Genomic DNA, 17,617 nt, shown 5'->3' with positions numbered 1-17,617 from the left:
CTCGCTCCCCTAACACAGGCGCTGGCCGAGGCCCATGGGCGGCGTCGCGCAGCCCCGCCGCGGGCTCATCGCCGCTGCGCTCGCCACTGGAACAGGGCGGCCGCGAGCGCGGCGCCCACGCTGATCAGGAAGAGCAGCGCGTCCCAGACCGGCCACGCGATGCCGATGGCGCGCTGCAGGAACACGGCCTCGAGCAGCCGCACCAGCAGCGACGCGACCCCGTAGGCCACGAGGGCGAGCACGACGGGCGTCGTGAGCCGCGGCGCGAGCGTGCTCAGCCTCGTGTCGTCGCGCCAGACGTGGCGGAAGACGTAGAAGCCGCCGAGCAGCCCGACGCCGAACAGGGCGCACAGGATCCCGAGCGTGAGCAGCGTGGCGCCCTGGCCCGACAGCGCGGCGGCGTCGCTCCGCGCCGCGCGCGCGAGGCCGGCAAGGCAGCTGACGAGGCCGGCGCCGAGCCACCCGAGGCCCAGGCTCGCCGAGAGGAAGACCATCTGCCGCGTCAGGTACGCCTCGGACGCGGCCGAGCCGGGCAGACCGAAGGCGTGCGAGAGCGTATAAGGTTTCCCGAGCACCACGGACGCGCGCGCGAGCGGCGCGCGCGCGCTGGACGGGCCCCCCGGCGGGGTCGCCTCCTCGAACGGCGCGAGCGCGCCGGCGAGCTCGCTCATCGAGGCGTGGCGCGCCTCCTTCTCCTTCGCCATGGCGCGCTGGACGACGAGCTCCAGGGCCGGCGGGATCTCCGGGTTCAGCGTCCCCAGCCCCGGCGGCTCCTCGGTCATGACGGCGAGCAGCATCGCCGTCGGGTCGCTGCGCTCGAAGGGGCGCTGCCCGGTGAGCGCGTGGTAGAGGACCGCGCCGACGGCGTAGATGTCGGCCCGGGCGTCGATCTCGTCCCCCTTCGCCTGCTCCGGGGCCATGTAGGCCGGCGTTCCGAGCACCATGCCGGTCCTCGTGAGCGCGGACGGCGCGGAGGTCTTCGAGATGCCGAAATCGAGGACCTTCACGGTGGGACACGCAGGGTCGCCCGTGAGGAAGATGTTCTCCGGCTTGATGTCCCGATGCACGACGCCCGCGGCGTGCGCGGCCGCGATGCCGTCGCAGACCTCGCGCGCGATCCGCACCGCCGTGCCGACCGGCAGCCGTCCCCCGGACGCCGCGAGGAGCTCGCCGAGCCCCTGGCCGTCCAGGTACTCGGCGACGATGCACGGCCGGCCGTCGTCCAGCCGGTTCACATCGAAGATCTCGACGATGTGCGGGCTCCGGACCGACGCCGCCGCCTCGGCCTCGCGCTGGAACCGCGCGAGGACGGTGGCCTGCTGGGCAAGCTCGGGGTGGAGCGTCTTCAGGGCGAAGCGCTTGCCCGGGATGCGGGTGTGGTGCGTCTCGTAGACGCGGCCCATGCCGCCCTCTCCGAGGAGGCGGATGATGCGGTACGCGCCCGCCACGGTGGTGCCGACGAGCGGGTCCGCCTCGACCGGCGGCTCGCCCGCCGCGCCCGCCGGGGAGGGAGGCGGTGGACGGACGGTGTCGGCGGTCGCGTAGTGCGCCGCCGCCGCGGGCCCCATGGAGACAGCATGCGGTCGGACCGTCACCGGGGCCGGGTCGTCTTCCGCCGCGTTCCCCGCAGGGGGAGGAGGAGGACGGACCGTCTCCGCGGTCGTGGAGGGGGATGCAGCCGCGGCGGCCTGGGCCTGCGCTGCGCGAACGGCGGCCAGAGCGGCTTGCCGCTCTGTGTCGCTCATGACGCGGGTGGGTCCATCGCCCTCCTCGGGCGCCGACGAGGGCGCGCCTCCGGCCGAGCGGGATGAGGGTACGGCAGGGCTGCCCGAGCGACCGGGCGAAAAGCTCGAATCCGACACGCTCAGGGCCTCGCTCCCATGGATCCGGGTCGATCCTCGCCGGAGGCGGGGACCGACGATTCGTCGCCAACGCGCGGGCGAACACCGCACAGCGACGCTATCATGGATCGCGCCGCGCGAGGGCGCCGACATGCCGGACCGTGTTCGGCACGCGATGTCGAGGCGTTGGCGCGGCCGGTCCGGTTATCGCCGCACGGTGGTCGGAGGGTCAGCCCGTGGACTGCTCCGCCGGGGCCGGCTTCTGCTTGGCAGCCTTGCGCTTCTCCGCGTCGAGAAGGCCGATCCGCGCTTTCTGGCAGCGCTTCAGGCGCTTCTTCTTGAGCGGGGTGGCGAGCCATTCGTGACGCAGGCGGACATTCCACTTCGGGGTATTGGCCATGATGGTAGGACTTTCTCTGCGAGGGGGGCGGAGACTACACAAACGTGCGGGGGCGTCAAGCTGTCAGTGGGGTCGCCCGCTGCGTATTTCCCGCGCTCGTCAACGTCGGTACGTCGGTCGCTCGCGATCCGCTGCTGGAGGCGAAGCCAGAGCGCGCGCGCGGCGGGCGCGGGGACGGGCGGGAACGCGCGCGCGGCGCGGAGCAGGGACGCGGCCGCGGCCTGGTGGGGGCGCTCCGACGCGGTGAGGGCGCGCAGGGCGCTCCGTCGCTCGGACGACTGGCGCGCGACCGCCGCGCGGAAGTCCTCGCGGGCGAGGCGCAGGCGGGAGCGGACCGTGTTCTCCTTGAGCTGGAGCTCGCGGGCGATGTCGGCCACCGGGACGCCGAGGAGGTCGTACATCACGAGGATCACGCGCCGCTCGGGCGCGACCTTCAGGAGCAGCGCCGTCACGATCTCGGCGCGGTCGGCGCTCGCGAGCGATTGCTCCGGCGTCGGCGTCGGGTCGCGCCCGTCGAACGGCCAGGACGCGCCGGCCCCGGAGGGGATCTCGCGGCGCCGGTGAGCGCGTGCGTGGTAGTGGCTCGTCTTTCGCCACGCGATGCCGAACAGCCACCGCTGCAGCGCCGCCTCGGGCGTGATGCGCAGGGGCGGCGGCCCGTCCGTGGGGGCCCCGGGCGCAGGCGCCGCGTGATAGCGCCACGGCTCGTAGCTCGGCAGGCTCCGGTGGGCCGCGAGGAAGACCTCCTGGAGCACGTCGTCGAGATCGTTCGTCTCGACGCCCAGCCAGCGGAGCGAGCGGTGCAGGAACGGAAGGCCCACGGCATAGACCGTCTCGAACGACGGCCGCGCCGGAGGGGAAGGCGGGGCGGGCGGCGTCATCCGTCGCCCCGTACCGCCGGGAAATCCGCGCCGGCGCAGGTGGGGTAGGGGCGCGGCGCGGGCCGACCGGCCGGCGGATCGAACGCCGGCGGCGGGCGGAGCCAGCGCTCGATCGGCTCGAGCTCGACGAGCATGTCGAGGGAGGTCCGGAGTGAGAGGCGGAAGTCGTCGTCCTCGGCCGCGCGAGCGCTGTGGAAGGCGACATAGAACAACACGGTGCCGAGCTGCATCGCCCGCTGATCTCCCCGGCGCTGCAGGAAGCGATCGGCGAGATCGCACAGGGCATGAAACAGGCGGCCTCCCGGACGACAGCTCCCGGGACCGCACACATCGAGGGTGGCGCACCGGCGGGCGCGCCGGGCCATGTTCTTCGTGGAAGACGCGCGCGACAGCGCCTTCGGAGGGCTCCGATTCGGCATGTTCCTGTCCACCATCAGCCTGGGGTTGACGATGAATGCGTGCTGCGCGCATCCATCTCCCTGGATTACGGAGAGCGCCTGGAGATGATTTCGTCTTGTGCTGTCGCGCGCCCGCGAGGCAGTGGAGCGGCGGGCGGTGGCGGCGATGACGGCGGGATGGACCGGCCGGTGTCCGTCCGCGAGATCGTCAATCCGGCACGGGCGTCAGCTGCACCTGGAGCTGGATTGGCGGGGCGCCGCTCCTTGCCTCGACGAGGCGGTCCCAGGCGAAGTAGCCGGCCTTCTCCACGGTGATGCGGTGCGTGCCGGGCGGCAGCGCGACGCCGCGGGCGGCGACGTAGGCGAGCGCGCCGATGTACTGGTCGTCGATCGTGACCGACGCGTCGGGCACGTTCCCCTGCACTCGCAGCGAGACCGTCGCCGGGGTCCGCGCGACGCACGAGGAGAGCCCGAGCAGGACGAGCGCCAGCGCGGCGCGCGTCCGCCTCGCGTTCCCGGCGGCCATCGTCACTCCCACTCGATGGTCGAGGGCGGCTTCGACGACACGTCGAGCACCACGCGGTTCACGCCGCGCACCTCGTTGATGATGCGCGAGCTCGCGCGCGCGATGAGGTCGTAGGGCAGCCGCGCCCAGTCGGCGGTCATGCCGTCGGTCGAGTGCACAGCGCGGAGCGCGATCGCCTCGTCGTAGGTGCGCTCGTCGCCCATCACGCCCACCGAGCGGACCGGGAGGAGCACGCAGAAGCTCTGCCAGAGCGACTCGTAGAGCCCGGCGGCGCGGATCTCCTGGTCGAAGATCGTGTCGGCCTCCCTGAGCACGCGGAGCTTCTCCGGCGTCACCTCGCCGAGGCAACGCACCGCGAGGCCCGGGCCGGGGAACGGCTGGCGGTAGAGGATCTCGCGCGGCATGCCGAGCGCCTCGCCGGCGGCCCGCACCTCGTCCTTGAAGAGCTCCCGCAGCGGCTCGATCAGGCCGAGGTTCATCCGCTCGGGCAGGCCGCCGACGTTGTGGTGGCTCTTGATGACGGCGCTCGGCCCCTTGAACGAGACGCTCTCGATCACGTCGGGGTAGAGGGTGCCCTGGACGAGCCACTTCGCGCCCTGGACGCGCTTCGCCTCCTCCTCGAACACCTCGATGAAGAGGCGGCCGATCACCTTGCGCTTCTGCTCGGGATCCACGACGCCGCGCAGCCCCTCGAGGAACCGCGCCGACGCGTCGACGGCGTCGAGGTTCATGTGGAAGTGGTCGCGGAACGTCCGCTCGACGGCCTCGGCCTCGCCCTCGCGCAGGAGGCCGTTGTCGACGAAGATGCACGTCAGCCGGTCGCCGAGGGCGCGCTGGCAGAGGACCGCGGCGACAGAGGAGTCGACGCCGCCCGAGAGGCCCAGGATGACGCGATCGTGCTGGCCGGCCTTCTCGCGGACCGCGGCGATCGCCTCCTCCACGAACGACGCGGGCGTCCAGGTCGGGGAGAGGCCGGCGACGTCGAAGAGGAAGGCGTGGAGGATCTCCTTGCCGCGCGGGGTGTGGACGACCTCGGGGTGAAACTGGAGGCCGTAGAGCTTGTCGCGCTCGCGGGCGACGGCGCAGAGCGGGCTGCCGGCCGTGGTGCCGAGCGCGACGAACCCCTCCGGCATCGCCGTGAGGCGATCGCCGTGGCTCATCCAGACGTCGATGGAGTCGCCCTCGGTGAGGCGGGAGAAGATGCCCGCCGAGCGCTCGACCCGCACCGTGGCGGGGCCGTACTCGCCGCCCGTGTGTGCGCGCTCGACCTTGCCGCCGAGGTGGTGCGCCATGAGCTGGAGCCCGTAGCAGATGCCCAGCGTCGGGACGCCGAGCTCCAGCACCTCGCGCGAGCAGTGGGGCGCGCTGTCTCCATACACGCTGGCGGGGCCGCCGGAGAGGATGAGCGCGCGCGGGGCGAGCCGGCGCAGCTCGGCGACGGGCACATCGAAGCGGTGGATCTCGCAGTAGACGCCAGACTCGCGCACGCGCCGGGCGATGAGCTGCGTGTACTGGGAGCCGAAATCGAGGATGACGACGAAGTCCCGCCGGGGTGAGAGCATGGCTGCCGCTAGCATGGCGGGGCTGGATCCGCCAGAGTCGGACGGCCGAGGCGCTGCGAGGCGCTGAACGCGCGCCCGCCCGCCGCGCCGGCGTCACGGCTGCGTGGGCGGCGGCGGGGTGGGCGACGGCGGCGCGTCCGGCGACGGGGCGAGCAGCGGCGCGCCCGGCGTCGCCGCCGGCTCGTCCGGCGGAGCAACGGGCGTCGCCGGCGCGCCGTCGGCGGGCGCGCCGCCGTCGAAGGCGCGCGGGCGCTCGTACTCGGGCGGCGGACCGGCGGGGAGCGGCTTGGGTGCGGAAGACGAGCACGCCGCGGCGAGGAGCGCGGCGATCGCGGCGATCTGCGAGGCGTGGTGAGGGCGTGTCATAGCTCCACTCCGCTCCCCCCGGCGTTCCCGGAAGGAGCCGGATCCGGCGGTGTTTCGGGAACATGGAACGGATCGGGCGGTATCTGGAGGCCCTCCGGATCGGTGAACGGCGAGGAGGGCATGGAGGGTGCCGGCGGCGCCGCCTCGAGCGGCGCGCCGCGCGCGTTCGGCGCCGCGAGCGGGATGCCCGTGCTCGGCGGGGCGGGCGCGTCCTCGGCTGCGTCCGCGCCGCCGCACGCCGCAGGCGCGAGCGCCGCGAGGAGCGCGGCGAAGAGCGCCGCCCAGCGCCGCGCAGGCGTGCGACAGGCCGGGCGGGAGCGGGGTGCGAAGGACGCCTGGCTCGAGCTTCGGAGATCGCCGGACACGGCGGGTACGCTAGCACGGAGGCGAAGGAGAACGGTTGGCCCGCGCAGGGAGGCGAGCTAGGTTCCCGCTGTGGAACAGAGCAACGTCGATCTCGGCAACGTCGATCTCGGCAACGTCGATCTTGAGAGCACGCTGCGCGCCCTCTGCGTGCGCGCCCGGGCGGCTGCCCGGGCCCTCGCCCCGCTGGACCGGGCCCAGAAGGACCGCGCGCTGCGCGCCGTCGCCGAGCGGCTGCGCGCCGAGGCCGGCGAGGGCAAGCGCTCCGCCGTGCTGGCCGCGAACGCCGAGGACGTGGCCGCGGCGCGCGCCGCGGGCCTCTCCGAGGCGCTCGTCGACCGGCTCGTGCTCGACGAGGCGCGGCTCGCGTCGATCGCCGGCGCGGTGCTCGATGTCGCCGCCGCGAGCGATCCGGTCGGGCAGGTCGTCGGGATGGAGCGGCGGCCGAACGGGCTCCTCGTCGGGCAGGTGCGCGTCCCGCTCGGCGTGATCGCCATGATCTACGAGTCGCGCCCCAACGTGACGGTCGACGCCGCGGTGCTCTGCCTGAAGAGCGGCAACGCCGCGATCCTCCGCGGCGGCAAGGAGGCGTCGCGCTCGAACGCGGCGCTCGGCGCGCTGCTCTCGGACGCGCTGCGCTCGGTCGGGCTGCCGGCCGACGCGGTGCAGATCGTCCCCTCGCTCGATCGCGCGGCCACGCGCATCCTGCTCGGCATGACCGGCATGATCGATCTGGCCATCCCGCGCGGCGGCGAGGGGCTCATCCGGTTCGTGGCCGAGAACGCGCGCGTCCCCGTGATCCAGCACTACAAGGGCGTGAACCACCTCTACGCCGACGCCGGGTGCGACGTCGAGATGGCCTGCCGCCTCGTCGAGAACGGCAAGCTCCAGCGCCCCGGCGTCTGCAACGCGCTCGAGTGCCTGCTCGTGCACGAGAGCGTCGCCGCGCCGCTGCTCGGGCGCGTCGCCGCGCTCGCGGAGCGCGGGCTCGAGCTGCGCGGCGACGAGGCCACCTGCGCGCTCGTGCCGTCGGCGCGCAGGGCCTCGGAGGACGACTACGGGCAGGAGTTCCTCGCGCCCGTCCTCGCGGTGCGGGTGGTGCGGTCGCTCGACGAGGCGATCGAGCACATCGGCCGCTACGGGTCGCTGCACACCGAGGTCATCTGCACGCCGCGCTACGAACACGCGCAGCGGTTCCTGCGCGAGGTCGACGCGAGCTGCGTGCTCGTGAACGCGTCGTCCCGGTTCAACGACGGCGGCGAGCTCGGTCTCGGCGCGGAGATCGGCATCTCCACGACGAAGCTCCACGCCTACGGCCCGATGGGGCTCGCGAGCCTGACGGCGCTCAAGTGGATTGCATACGGCGAGGGCCAGACCCGCTGACGCGGGCGAGACGATGGGCGCCCGGCGACCGAGCAGGCGCAGAAGAAAGCGAGAGAACGTTGGCGACGAAGAAGGACGCAGGCAAGGCGAACAGCAAGCCGCGGGCGAAGTCGGGGTCGAAGGCGGACGAGAGCGCGGAGCCTCGCCCTCCGGCGCGGAAGAAGGCGAGCACGGCCAAGGCGGGCGCGGCCGGGCGCGCGTCGTCCACGGCGAAGACGAAGCGGCCGGCGTCGCCCCGGATCCGCGCCTCGCACGCGGGCGTCGGGGACGCCGCCGCGAAGAAGGCGGCGCGCGCGCGCCGCGCGGCCGGCGCGGGCGACGAGGTCGAGCCGCTGGAGCGCCGGGCGCGGCCGATCCCGGCGGATCGGCCGGCGACGCGGGCGCGGCCGATCCCGGCGGATCGGCCGGCGACGCGGGCGCGGCGTCCGGCGCGGGACGAGGGCGACGCGCCGCGGCCCGCGCGAGGCGGCGAGGGCGGCGCGAAGGCGATGCTGCCGCTCGCGGGGCGGTCGCCGGCGCGGGGCAAGTCGCCGCTCGCCGGCCCGAAGCGCTCCGGCCCGCGCCGGAGCGCGCCGCCGCCGGCCCCCGAGCCGTCGGCGGCGGCGCGCGAGCTCGCGCTGGCGCTGGCCGCGGCGGGGCTCGACAAGAAGGCGATCGGCGTCGAGATCCTGGAGGTCGTCGGGCGCGTCGACTACGCGGACTACCTGGTGATCATGACTGGCCGCTCCGACCGGCACGTCCACGCGATCGCGACGGGCCTGGAGGAGGCCGTGCGCAAGGAGAAGCTCGCCCCGCTGTCGATGGAGGGCCTCGCCGCGGCGACCTGGGTGCTGATCGATTTCGGCGACGTGGTGGTGCACGTGTTCCAGGAAGAGACGCGCCGCCTGTACGACATCGAGGGCCTCTGGATCGACGCGGGCCGCGTCCCGGTCCCGGAGGAGAGCCTGCCGCCGGGGGCGCAGCCTGCCCCTCGGTTCGATCCGGACTGAGCGCCCATGCGACTGGTCGTCGCCGCCGTCGGGCGGGTGAAGGACAAGCCGCTGCGCGCGGCGATGGATGAGTACCTCGGCCGCATCCGCCGCTACGTGGCGTGCGACGAGATCGAGATCCCGGACGGCCCGCCGGCGAAGGTCGGGCCGCTGCTCGCGCGCGCGTCGGCGGGGGCGAGCGTCATCGCCATGGAGGTGAACGGCAAGGCGCTCGGCAGCGAGGCGTTCGCGGCCGGGGTGGAGCGGTGGGGCTCGCGCGGCAAGGGGGTGGTCACGTTCCTGATCGGCGGCGCGGACGGCCTGCCGGCCGACGTGTCCGCCGCGGCCGACGACCGGTGGAGCCTGTCGCCGCTCACGTTCCCGCACCGCCTCGCGCGGCTCGTGCTGATCGAGCAGCTCTACCGCGCGATGACGCTGCTGCGCGGCGAGCCGTACGCCCACTGACGCGCGGTGTTCCGGCGGCCCGCGGCGGCCGCCGGCGCCGCGGCCCTCGGGCCGGTCACTCCCTGGGCCAGTCGGGGGACGCGAGGTCCATCGGACCGTTGAACCAGGACGCGTAGGCGGCCTCGTCGGCCTTCTTGTACTCGCCGAAGGTCTCCTCGAAGTACTCGCCCCAGTGGGGCTTTCGGCCGTCGACGTCGGTGAAGCCGTACTCCCGGGCGAGATCCCACGAGCTGAAGACGCGGCCGGCCTTCGCCGCGACGTTCGGGTCGGCGGCGAGCGCCGCGACGGCGCGGCCCACGTAGAACGGGGTCTCCGAGGCGATGAAGTGCGGGTCGCTGGCGGTCGCGTCGCGCCAGTTCTCCTCGGTCACGCCGAAGCCGTCGAGCATGGCCTCCGAGCGCAGGAAGCCGGGCGTGATCGCGAGCGCCGTCATGGCGGGGTGGCGGCGCAGCTCCCAGGCCATGGCGAAGGCGAGGCGGATGACCGACATCTTCGCCAGATCGTAGAAGAGGTTGCCGCGGTAGCCGAAGTTGTCGCCGTCGGTGACCTCGACGAGGAGGCCGCGGTCGCGCTCGAGCATGAGCGGCACCGCGTGGCGGCTCGTGATGATGTGCGAGGTGACGGCCCGCTCGAGCAAGATCTTGCCCTTGGCCAGCGAGAGCTTCCAGAACGGCTGGCCGAACTCGGTGAGCTCGTCGCCGCCCCAGACGTCGTTGACCAGGACGTCGAGCCTCCCTTGCTCGCGCCGGATCCGGGCGCAGAGCGCCTCGACCTGCTCCTCGTCGGTGTGGTCGACCTGCGCGTCGATGCCGCGTCCTCCGCGCGCGCTCACGAGCTCGGCGGTCTCCTCGATGGTCTCCGGGCGCTGCCCCGTGGCGGGGCGGCCGCGGACGCTGCGGCCGGTGCAGTAGACCGTCGCGCCGGCCTCGCCGAGCGCGCACGCGATGGCGCGCCCCGCGCCGCGCGTGGCGCCGGCGACGAGGGCGATCTGTCCTTCAAGCGGTCTCATTCGCTGTCTCCTCCTTGAGCGCCGGGGCTCGCGGCGGCGCGGGATCCTTGCGGTGCGGCGCTGCGGCTTCGGTCGTCCGGGGACGCTACGGGACGATTCCTGACACCTCCTGTCATGAATTGCGCGTAACCTCGGTGCCGGGTCGGATCGGTATCCGGCGCCACGCGGGGGCCACGGAAGGTCAGTCATGCGCGCGGACCGGCTGCTCAGCTTGCTCTTGCTCCTCCAGCAGGCGAAGAGCCGGCAGCTGACGGCCGAGGAGCTCGCGCGCCGCCTGCAGGTCTCGGCGCGGACGATCTACCGGGACCTCGACGCGCTGTCGTCCGCGGGCGTGCCCGTCTATGCGCACCGCGGCCCGAACGGCGGGATCGCGCTGCTGGAGGGGTGGCAGACGAGCCTGACGGGGCTGACGCAGCCCGAGGTGCAGGCGCTCTCCGCGATCGCGGCGCCCGGGGCCCTGGCGGACATCGGGCTGTCGGCGGCGCTGCAGAGCGGGCTGATCAAGCTGTCGGCGGCGCTGCCGGTGGTGCAGCGATCGGCGGCCGAGCACGCGCGGCAGCGGCTCCACGTCGATTCGTCGGGGTGGTTCCAGGGGAGGGAGGTGGTGCCGCACCTCGAGGTCCTGCGGGAGGGGGTCTGGCAGGATCGCAAGGTGTGGCTCGCGTACCGGGATTTCGACGGCGTGGCGAGCGAGCGGGTGGTGGACCCGTACGGGCTCGTGATCAAGGCCGACCGCTGGTACCTCGTGGCCGGGACGGAGCGGGGGCCGAGCGTGTTCCGTGGGGCGCGCGTCGAGGGGGCGCGGCTCCTGGACGAGGGGTTTGCGCGGCCGGAGGGGTTCGATCTGGCCGCGTGCTGGAGGGCGTGGTGCCAGCGGTTCGCGGAGCGCAGGGCGAGCTACGTGGCGACGTTGCGCGTGACCGAGGAGGGGGAAGCGGCGCTCCGGCGGATCCGGCCCAGCGGCGAGCACGAGCGGTGGGGGCAGGGGAGGTGCGGGCGCGACGGGGCGAGGACCGTGACGGTCGACTTCGAGCGGGAGGCGATCGCGGTCTCGCAGATCATCGGGCTGGGCCGCGGCGTCGAGGTGCTCGAGCCGGCGGCGCTGCGGGCGCGGCTCGAGGCGATCGCGGCGGACCTCCGCGCGGTGTACGGGGCGCGCGATGCGGCGCGGGCGCAGGCGAGCGCCGGGGTGGCGGCGCCGCCGCGGAGGCTGCGACGCCGGAAGGCGGCGATGTAGAAGCGCGCGGAGGGGATGTGGGTGATCGAGGAGCGATCAGCGCACGCGATGCCGGCGGAGCGGGTCAGGGGACAGGGCTTCGGTGCGCGAGCGTGAAGGGGAGAGCGTCCACTCGTTTCTCATGGAGAGATTCCCCCTGGCATTCGTTGTGGTGAGCCGCGCCAGGCCTCGCCGGACGCAAGGCCTGAGTCCTGGTGACTCACCTGGATCCCCGCGAGGTCAATCCATCGGCACCGCGCGGCCGCGCACCCAGGTCCCGACGATCCGGATCCACCTGATCTGGTCGGCCGGTGTGGTCAGCGGGTTGGCGCCGAGGCGGACCAGGTTGGCGCGCTTGCCGGCGGCGAGCGTGCCGATGGTGTCGTCGATGCCGAGCTGCCGCGCCGGGTAGATCGTCACGCCCTTCAGGGCCTCGAGCGTGTCGATCGCGAGGTCCTCCCCGAGCACGGCGCCGGTGGCGGTCTGCCGGGTGATCGCGGTCTGCATGTACATCAGAGGGTCCGGCAGTGACGTCGCGTAGTCGCAATGGAACGAGAAGGGCATGCCGCGGTCGAGCGCGTCGCGGACGGCGTCGAGGCGCTCGGCGCGCGGGGCGCCGAGGATGTTGTCGCGGAAGGTGTCGCCCCAGATAGCGATGTGGTTCGTGAGGTACGTCGGTGTGACGCCCAGGGACATCATCGTGTTGTACTGCTCGGGCTTCGTGACGGTGCAGTGCTCGATGCGGTTGCGGAAGCCCGAGCCCTCGCCGTAGGCGTACTTGATCGCCTTGAGCGCCATGTCGAGGCCCTGGTCGCCGTTCGCATGGACCAGCACCCCCCAGTTGTCGTTGCGCGCTCGCCCGATGAGCGTGTTCATGTCGTCCTGGCTCCAGTCGGCCTCGCCGTTCGTGGTCTGCTGGCGGAGGCCCTCCGGCGTCACCGGCGCCAGATAGTCCTCGGTGAGGTATCCGGTGTAACCTTGCGTCGAGCCGTCGGCCCACAGCTTCACCGCCGGGATCACCAGCGCCCCGTACGAGCCGGTCGCGCCGGCGCGGGCCGGCATCAAGAGCCCGTCGATCTGCGGCGATTCACCGCCGGGCGGATAGAGGCTGGTGAGATCGATCGAGCCGACGATGTCCGTCGAGATCGGCAGCGCCGCCATCAGGTGATAGACCTCGAGCTCTTCCTTGAGCTTGCCGCCGATGCCGACCGCTGGATCGGCGACGGTGGTGACGCCCCTCATGTGCGCGGTGTGGAGGAAGCCGAACATCGCGTCGATGGCCGCGAGCGGGTCGAGGCCGGCATGGTCGAGGAACGGCTTGAACGTCGGCGGCTCGAACATCACGCCGGTGAGCTTGCCGCCCTTGGCGTCGTACCAGCCGCCGTCGATGGGCGGCGGGTGGTCCGCGTCGGTGATCTTGCAGGTCGCGAACGCGCTCGAGTTGGCGTAGGCGATGTGGCCCGACGCGTTCTCGACGAAGACGTTGACGTTCTGCGAGTTGGGCAGCGCGTCGAGAACATCGAACCCGAGCTGCGGGAAGCCCAGCTCCCTGTCGAACGCGAGCAGCGACGGATCGAAGTTCATGAAGAACTTCCAGGCTCCCGTCGGCAGCTGCGCGATCTCGCGGGCGATCTTCTCCAGCACCTTCTCGTAGGTGTCGAGCTCCGGTGAGTGACGCAGGTCGACGCTGTACGTCGTCTGGGTCGCCGCGACGATGTGCGCGTGGGCCTCGACGAAGCCGGGCGCGAGGGTGTCGCCGCCGAGATCGATCGTGACGGCGCCGGGCCTCGCCTCGCGGGTGATCCGGTCGGCGTCGCCGACGTCGACGATCGTCTCGCCAGTGACGGCGACCGCGGTGACCTGCTCGCCGGCCACGGTCGGCTCGGCGAGCAGGAAGGTGCCGTTGACGAAGATCAGATCAGCGGTCGATGGGGCCGGCGCCTGCCGGCGCGCCCCCGCCGCACCTATCGCCTCCCTGGTGATCGCGCCGGTCGAGACCAGATGCTTCCACGATGCATTGCTGCAGCAGCTCATCCGGTATGAATAACAGGACCCCACGAGCGCGCGGCCCCGGAACGTCGCTTGCAGTCTCGAAAAGCTCCGGTGCCCAAACCTTCTGGCTTCGGCGTTTGGGCTCGAAGCAGGACCCGACCTGATCCAGCGTGGGGATGTCGCCGTCCTGCCACTTGGCCGCGTCGAAGGGCTGGTCGATGGGCAGCTTGTTCACGTTGCTGTTGCCGAACGCCTCGAAGGCGTCTCCCATCCAGTCCTCTTCACCATAGATCTGGGAGGCGGTCTGGACGGTCGCCCCGGCGCTCGTCGACGCTCACGGGGGCCGGACGATGACGCGCGGCGTCATGCGTGCTCGAGCACCACGCCCTCGATGATGTTGGCGACGTCCTCGCAGCGGTCGCTGGCGTTCTCGAGCTGATCGTAGATGTCACGCCACTTCAGCACGAGCAGCGGGTCGGTGCCCTGCTTGAAGAGCGCCGCCAGCGCCCCGCGGTAGTGCGTGTCGGCGGCGTTCTCATGGCGGTTGATCTCGACGCAGAGCTCGAGCAGCCGGGCGCCGTCCTTCACGTCGCGGAGCGAGCTCGTGGCCGCGCTCATGGTGACGCACGCGGCCACCACCGACTCCGCGAGGGGGCGCGCCTCCGCCATCGTGGTCTCGATCTCGAAGAGGACGATTCGCTCGCTGGCGGCCTCGATGCAATCGAGCACGTCGTCGAGCCGGGTGATCAACGCGTGGATCTCCTCCCGATCGAGGGGGGTGATCCAGGTCTTGTGCAGCGCGGCGAGGCAGCGGTGCGTGATCCGGTCCCCCTCGTGCTCGATCTCCTTGATCTTCCTGGCGATGGTCGGGGCGTCCTCCAGCCGGTCGAGCATGTCCAGGAGGAGCTTGCTCGCGATGACGCTCTTCTGGGCGTGCTCGGCGAGGGCGTCGAAGAAGACCGCGTCCTGGGTCAATCCCATGCCGTGTGATACTCCGGCATCGCCGGGCTCGTCAATGCGGGCAAACGAACAAGGCACCTCGTGGATAAATGCAGAACGTCGGAGTCGCCTCCGCCTCTGGCGCGGTCCACCTCCGGCGCTTGCTTCTGTCACCTGCGACGACGTCGACACCACCGCAGCAGCCCGAGATACCGTTGCTCCGGACCGGCGAGCCCGCCTGTCGGCCGCTCACTCCGGAAAGAACGTCTCGACCGTGAGCGCCGGCGTCCCCTCCGCGTGGACCCCGCCGAGCAGCGCGAGCGTCCCGTTCGGCGCGGGCACAACGGTCGCGCCGCGCCGCGGCTCCCGCAGCGGCAGCTCCTCGACGTGCGCCGCCGCGAGGTCGACCACGAAGCTCCTGGTCAGCCCGCCCGCGCCGGCCTCGGAGCCCACGGCGAGGAGGCGCCCGCCGGGCAGCGCGAATGCCGCGACGTCGACGACCGCCGCCGGCAGCGCGGCGCCCGCGACCTCCACGGCGGCACACGCGCCGACGCACCCCGGCGCGAGCCGGCGGGTCGGCGCCGCGGCGCCGCCCCGCACCCCGCCGACCAGCACGATCTCCCCGGGCACCGTCACCGCGGCGCCGGCGCCCCGCGCGGCGTCCGGCGGGAACGGCCGCGGCTCGAACGCGGTCGCGCCGTCGCCGAGCACCTCCAGCCCGGCGACGTCCGCGCCCCCGCCCGCGACGACCAGGCCCACGCCCTCCACCCACACGGCCGCCGCGCCGGCCCGCGCGTGCCGGAGCCTCGCCACCGAGAGCGCCTGGTCCGCGCCGACGACCAGCACCGCGTCCGAGGGCTCGCCCGGCGCCTCCGCGGTCTGCCCCGCGCGCGCCGCGCCCACCACGAACGAGCGCCCGTCCGCGGCCTCGACGGTCCGGCCGCCCGCCACCTCCGCGAACGAGCCGAGCCCCGCGGGCAGCGACGCCTCGGCGCTCTGCCCCGACGCCACATCGGTCCAGGTCGCGCCCTCGTCGTCCAGGGTGAGCAGCAGGTTCGCCCGGACGACGAGCGATCGCGCCGCCCGCGGGAGCGCGCCGCCGGATGCGCTCCCGCCCCACGCCGCGAGGTCGTACCCGTCGATCCGCGCCGGATCGACGTCATCCGCCGCGGCGCCCCCCGCGACGGCGCCGCCGGTGAGCATCAGGTAACGCTCCGCCAGCGCCGCGCCGGGCGCGCCGACGCGCGACGCCGCGAGTTCGCCCGGCGGCCGCGCCCAGCCGCCGATCCGCTGGGCGAAGAGCGGCAGCACCTCGCCCGTCAGCCCGGCGAGGTAGATGCCCGACGCGGAGCGCCCGCGCACCACGGTCGCCCCGCCCGCGTCGACGCCGCGCACCTCGAACGTGTACGCCCGCTCCGCCGGGATCTCGCCGAGATCGAGCTCCCCGCCCGGCGCCGCCGACGCGGACACGGCCACGTCCCCCTCGACCGCCTTCGCGATCACCTCGATCCGGGTGACGGGCGGGTCGTCCTGGAAGGCGGCCGCCTCGTGCCCTGGCACGACCTCGATCGTGAGCGTCCGCGGCCCGTCGGCGCAGCTCGGGAGCAGCAGGCCGATCGCGGGCAGGACACGGCCCATGCGCAGGGTCTTCATGAAGGCGGAGTCTTAGCGCCTCGGCCGCGCGAAAGGCCAGCGGAGGCGCCGGACGGCCCCGTGGCGGCGCGCAAGTGAGGCGGCCCTGGGCACCCCGGACGCTCGCGGAGCCGGACGCTCACGCGCGCCCCGTCGCCGGCCGAGAATTTTTCCCGCAGCCGCCACGCGTGCGAGGCTGCCCGGCCCGAGCCGAGGCGCGGGCTCACCGCCGGGCGCGCTCCATCCAGCGCGCGCTCGTGCAGCGATCGGACCCCTCCGGCGGATGTAGGATAAAGTAAGACACGAAAGTTGTCGCGTATCGGCCGGGCAGGGTAGACGGGTTGAGGAGGCAGCATGAGGCGCAGCAAAGGCGAGAGCATGGACACCGGGGCGGTGCGGAACCTCGAGGAGATCCAGGAGGAGGATCCCGGGGCTCGCCCGTCGCGCGCGGGCGCCCTCGTGCTGGCCTCGCTCGGCGGGGCGTGCATCGTCTTCGCGGCGGTGGCGCTCCTGCGCGCGCCGCACCGCGAGAAGCCGGTCAGCGCCGATCCGCTCGGCGATCTTGTCGCGCGCGCTCATCCGGCCGGCGTGAAGCCGGCCCCGCGCCGCGCCACGATCGGGGCGGACGTGACCTTTCCTGCGATCCTGTCGGACGCGGAGCACCCGACGACGGCGCTCGAGGCCGTGCGCGACCCGCGGGCGGCCAAGGCGGCCGCCGCTGATCGGCTGCCGGCCGCTGACGCCGGTCCGCCGCTCGCCGCGGACCGGCTCCCCGTGGTCTCGCTGCCGGCGCAGCACGTCCTCGGGCCCTCGGGGGGCGAGGTCGCTCCGAACGACACGCTCACCGCGATGGCTCGCCACGTCTCCCGCGAGGAAGGGCCCGAGATCGAGCACGGCGGGCCGGGCAGCTACCAGCTCCAGGTGAGCTCGTTCAAGGAGCCCGCCGACGCGGAGGGCTTCGCGGCGGCGCTGCGCCGCCGTGGCCACAAGGCGTACGTTGAGCCGGCGTACGTGAAGGGCCGCGGCCTCTGGCACCGCGTGCGGATCGGTCCCTTCAAGTACAAGCGCTCGGCCGTGATCTACCGGCAGGAGTTCGAGGCCAAGGAGCGCCTCGTGACGTTCATCGTGGATCCGCCGAAGACCACGGTGAAAGTGGCGGCGAGCCCCGGCGACGACGCATAGAGCAGGGGCTCGGGACGGCGCCCGCCGCGTCAGCCCCGCGGCCGGCGCGCCGCCTCCGAGAGCGCCGCGGCCGGCGTGAGCGCGCAGGACAGCACCCCCTTCGCCCCAGCGAGCTGCCCGGCGAGCCCGGACAGCGCCGCGCCGCGGCCCTTCAGCACCATGACCTGGAGCACCCGGCCCTCGTCGAGGCGGACCAGCAGGCTGGAGACCACCGACCCGGCGTGCTGCTCCTCCAGCGCGGAGATGCGCTGCACGAGCTCCCGCACCTCGGGCGCGTAGACGACGGTCAGCGTCGCTGCCACCTCGGCGCCCTCGTCCCAGGCGGCGCGCGTCAGGTCCGCGCGGACCAGATCCCGCAGCGCCTCCGAGCGGTTCTCGTATCCCTGCGCGGTGATGCGCCGATCGAACTCGGCCAGCAGCGCTCGATCCATCGCCACGCCGAAGCGGACCAGGTCGCTCATCGTGGGCGCAGGCTAGCGGGGCATGGGTCCGGG

General features: G+C 73.4%; 18 protein-coding genes. 5 read left to right on the top strand and 13 right to left on the bottom strand.

The window, feature by feature from the left end; translation table 11 throughout:
* Window positions 1-65: 65 nt before the first annotated feature.
* From WMF17_RS18970 to WMF17_RS18940, 7 genes are all read right to left on the bottom strand, one after another.
* Complete coding sequence (locus tag WMF17_RS18970) at window positions 66-1,745, bottom strand: serine/threonine-protein kinase (protein WP_437650658.1); 1,680 nt, start codon at window positions 1,743-1,745, stop codon at window positions 66-68.
* A gap of 420 nt (window positions 1,746-2,165) precedes the next feature.
* Complete coding sequence (locus WMF17_RS18965) at window positions 2,166-3,122, bottom strand: RNA polymerase sigma factor (RefSeq protein ID WP_437650657.1); 957 nt, start codon at window positions 3,120-3,122, stop codon at window positions 2,166-2,168.
* Window positions 3,119-3,541 (bottom strand): hypothetical protein, encoded by a 423-nt coding sequence (locus WMF17_RS18960; protein ID WP_437650656.1) that lies wholly within the window; start codon window positions 3,539-3,541, stop codon window positions 3,119-3,121. Before WMF17_RS18960 ends, WMF17_RS18965 begins: the two co-directional genes overlap by 4 nt.
* A 187-nt stretch (window positions 3,542-3,728) precedes the next feature.
* Window positions 3,729-4,046, bottom strand: a complete 318-nt coding sequence (locus WMF17_RS18955) for a PEGA domain-containing protein (protein WP_437603477.1) — start codon at window positions 4,044-4,046, stop codon at window positions 3,729-3,731.
* 2 nt (window positions 4,047-4,048) lie between these two features.
* Window positions 4,049-5,623: a glutamine-hydrolyzing GMP synthase gene (guaA, locus tag WMF17_RS18950; RefSeq protein WP_437603476.1), complete on the bottom strand. Its 1,575-nt coding sequence runs from the start codon at window positions 5,621-5,623 to the stop codon at window positions 4,049-4,051.
* A gap of 78 nt (window positions 5,624-5,701) precedes the next feature.
* Window positions 5,702-5,974, bottom strand: coding sequence for a hypothetical protein (locus WMF17_RS18945; RefSeq protein WP_437603475.1), 273 nt, complete (start codon window positions 5,972-5,974; stop codon window positions 5,702-5,704).
* Entirely contained in the window at window positions 5,971-6,339 is a 369-nt protein-coding gene (locus WMF17_RS18940; protein ID WP_437603474.1) for a hypothetical protein, read from the bottom strand. The genes WMF17_RS18945 and WMF17_RS18940 overlap by 4 nt, the downstream gene beginning before the upstream one ends.
* Before the next feature lie 70 nt (window positions 6,340-6,409).
* Between WMF17_RS18940 and WMF17_RS18935 the strand changes: the two genes are divergently transcribed.
* From WMF17_RS18935 to WMF17_RS18925, 3 genes are read left to right on the top strand one after another with little or no spacing between them, the layout of a single operon-like run.
* Window positions 6,410-7,720, top strand: a complete 1,311-nt coding sequence (locus tag WMF17_RS18935; RefSeq protein ID WP_437603473.1) for a glutamate-5-semialdehyde dehydrogenase — start codon at window positions 6,410-6,412, stop codon at window positions 7,718-7,720.
* 59 nt (window positions 7,721-7,779) lie between these two features.
* Window positions 7,780-8,709 (top strand): ribosome silencing factor, encoded by a 930-nt coding sequence (gene rsfS / locus WMF17_RS18930; protein ID WP_437603472.1) that lies wholly within the window; start codon window positions 7,780-7,782, stop codon window positions 8,707-8,709.
* 6 nt (window positions 8,710-8,715) lie between these two features.
* The gene (locus tag WMF17_RS18925) at window positions 8,716-9,153 is read left to right on the top strand and encodes a 23S rRNA (pseudouridine(1915)-N(3))-methyltransferase RlmH (protein WP_437492872.1); all 438 of its coding nucleotides are present in this window, start codon (window positions 8,716-8,718) and stop codon (window positions 9,151-9,153) included.
* A 55-nt stretch (window positions 9,154-9,208) separates the two neighbouring features.
* Here WMF17_RS18925 and WMF17_RS18920 read toward each other — a convergent pair whose 3' ends face one another.
* On the bottom strand, window positions 9,209-10,162 hold the full coding sequence (locus WMF17_RS18920) for an SDR family oxidoreductase (protein ID WP_437603471.1): 954 nt from the start codon (window positions 10,160-10,162) through the stop codon (window positions 9,209-9,211).
* Window positions 10,163-10,349: 187 nt separating this feature from the next.
* Here WMF17_RS18920 and WMF17_RS18915 point away from each other — a divergent pair, with 187 nt between their 5' ends.
* Window positions 10,350-11,399: a helix-turn-helix transcriptional regulator gene (locus WMF17_RS18915; protein ID WP_437603470.1), complete on the top strand. Its 1,050-nt coding sequence runs from the start codon at window positions 10,350-10,352 to the stop codon at window positions 11,397-11,399.
* A 219-nt stretch (window positions 11,400-11,618) separates the two neighbouring features.
* Here the strand turns inward: WMF17_RS18915 and WMF17_RS18910 are convergent, their stop codons facing one another.
* The 4 genes from WMF17_RS18910 to WMF17_RS18895 all read right to left on the bottom strand — a co-directional run bounded on the left by WMF17_RS18910 (window position 11,619) and on the right by WMF17_RS18895 (window position 15,962).
* On the bottom strand, window positions 11,619-13,412 hold the full coding sequence (locus WMF17_RS18910; RefSeq protein WP_437650655.1) for an amidohydrolase: 1,794 nt from the start codon (window positions 13,410-13,412) through the stop codon (window positions 11,619-11,621).
* A complete protein-coding gene (locus WMF17_RS18905) occupies window positions 13,297-13,641 on the bottom strand; it encodes a hypothetical protein (RefSeq protein WP_437603468.1) in 345 nt (114 codons plus the stop codon). The genes WMF17_RS18910 and WMF17_RS18905 overlap by 116 nt, the downstream gene beginning before the upstream one ends.
* Window positions 13,642-13,733: 92 nt before the next feature.
* Window positions 13,734-14,351 (bottom strand): DUF47 domain-containing protein, encoded by a 618-nt coding sequence (locus tag WMF17_RS18900; RefSeq protein ID WP_437603467.1) that lies wholly within the window; start codon window positions 14,349-14,351, stop codon window positions 13,734-13,736.
* 207 nt (window positions 14,352-14,558) lie between these two features.
* Window positions 14,559-15,962: a hypothetical protein gene (locus WMF17_RS18895; RefSeq protein ID WP_437603466.1), complete on the bottom strand. Its 1,404-nt coding sequence runs from the start codon at window positions 15,960-15,962 to the stop codon at window positions 14,559-14,561.
* 333 nt (window positions 15,963-16,295) lie between these two features.
* Here WMF17_RS18895 and WMF17_RS18890 point away from each other — a divergent pair, with 333 nt between their 5' ends.
* Complete coding sequence (locus tag WMF17_RS18890) at window positions 16,296-17,123, top strand: SPOR domain-containing protein (protein WP_437603465.1); 828 nt, start codon at window positions 16,296-16,298, stop codon at window positions 17,121-17,123.
* A 29-nt stretch (window positions 17,124-17,152) separates the two neighbouring features.
* Here the strand turns inward: WMF17_RS18890 and nikR are convergent, their stop codons facing one another.
* Window positions 17,153-17,584, bottom strand: a complete 432-nt coding sequence (gene nikR, locus WMF17_RS18885; RefSeq protein ID WP_437492845.1) for a nickel-responsive transcriptional regulator NikR — start codon at window positions 17,582-17,584, stop codon at window positions 17,153-17,155.
* Window positions 17,585-17,617 lie beyond the last annotated feature (33 nt).

Origin of the sequence: Sorangium sp. So ce362, from assembly GCF_051519845.1 — a bacterium.
GTDB lineage: Bacteria > Myxococcota_A > Polyangia > Polyangiales > Polyangiaceae > Sorangium.
The sequence above is the reverse complement of the archived record's forward strand: the minus strand, read 5'-3'. Positions and strand labels throughout refer to the sequence as shown.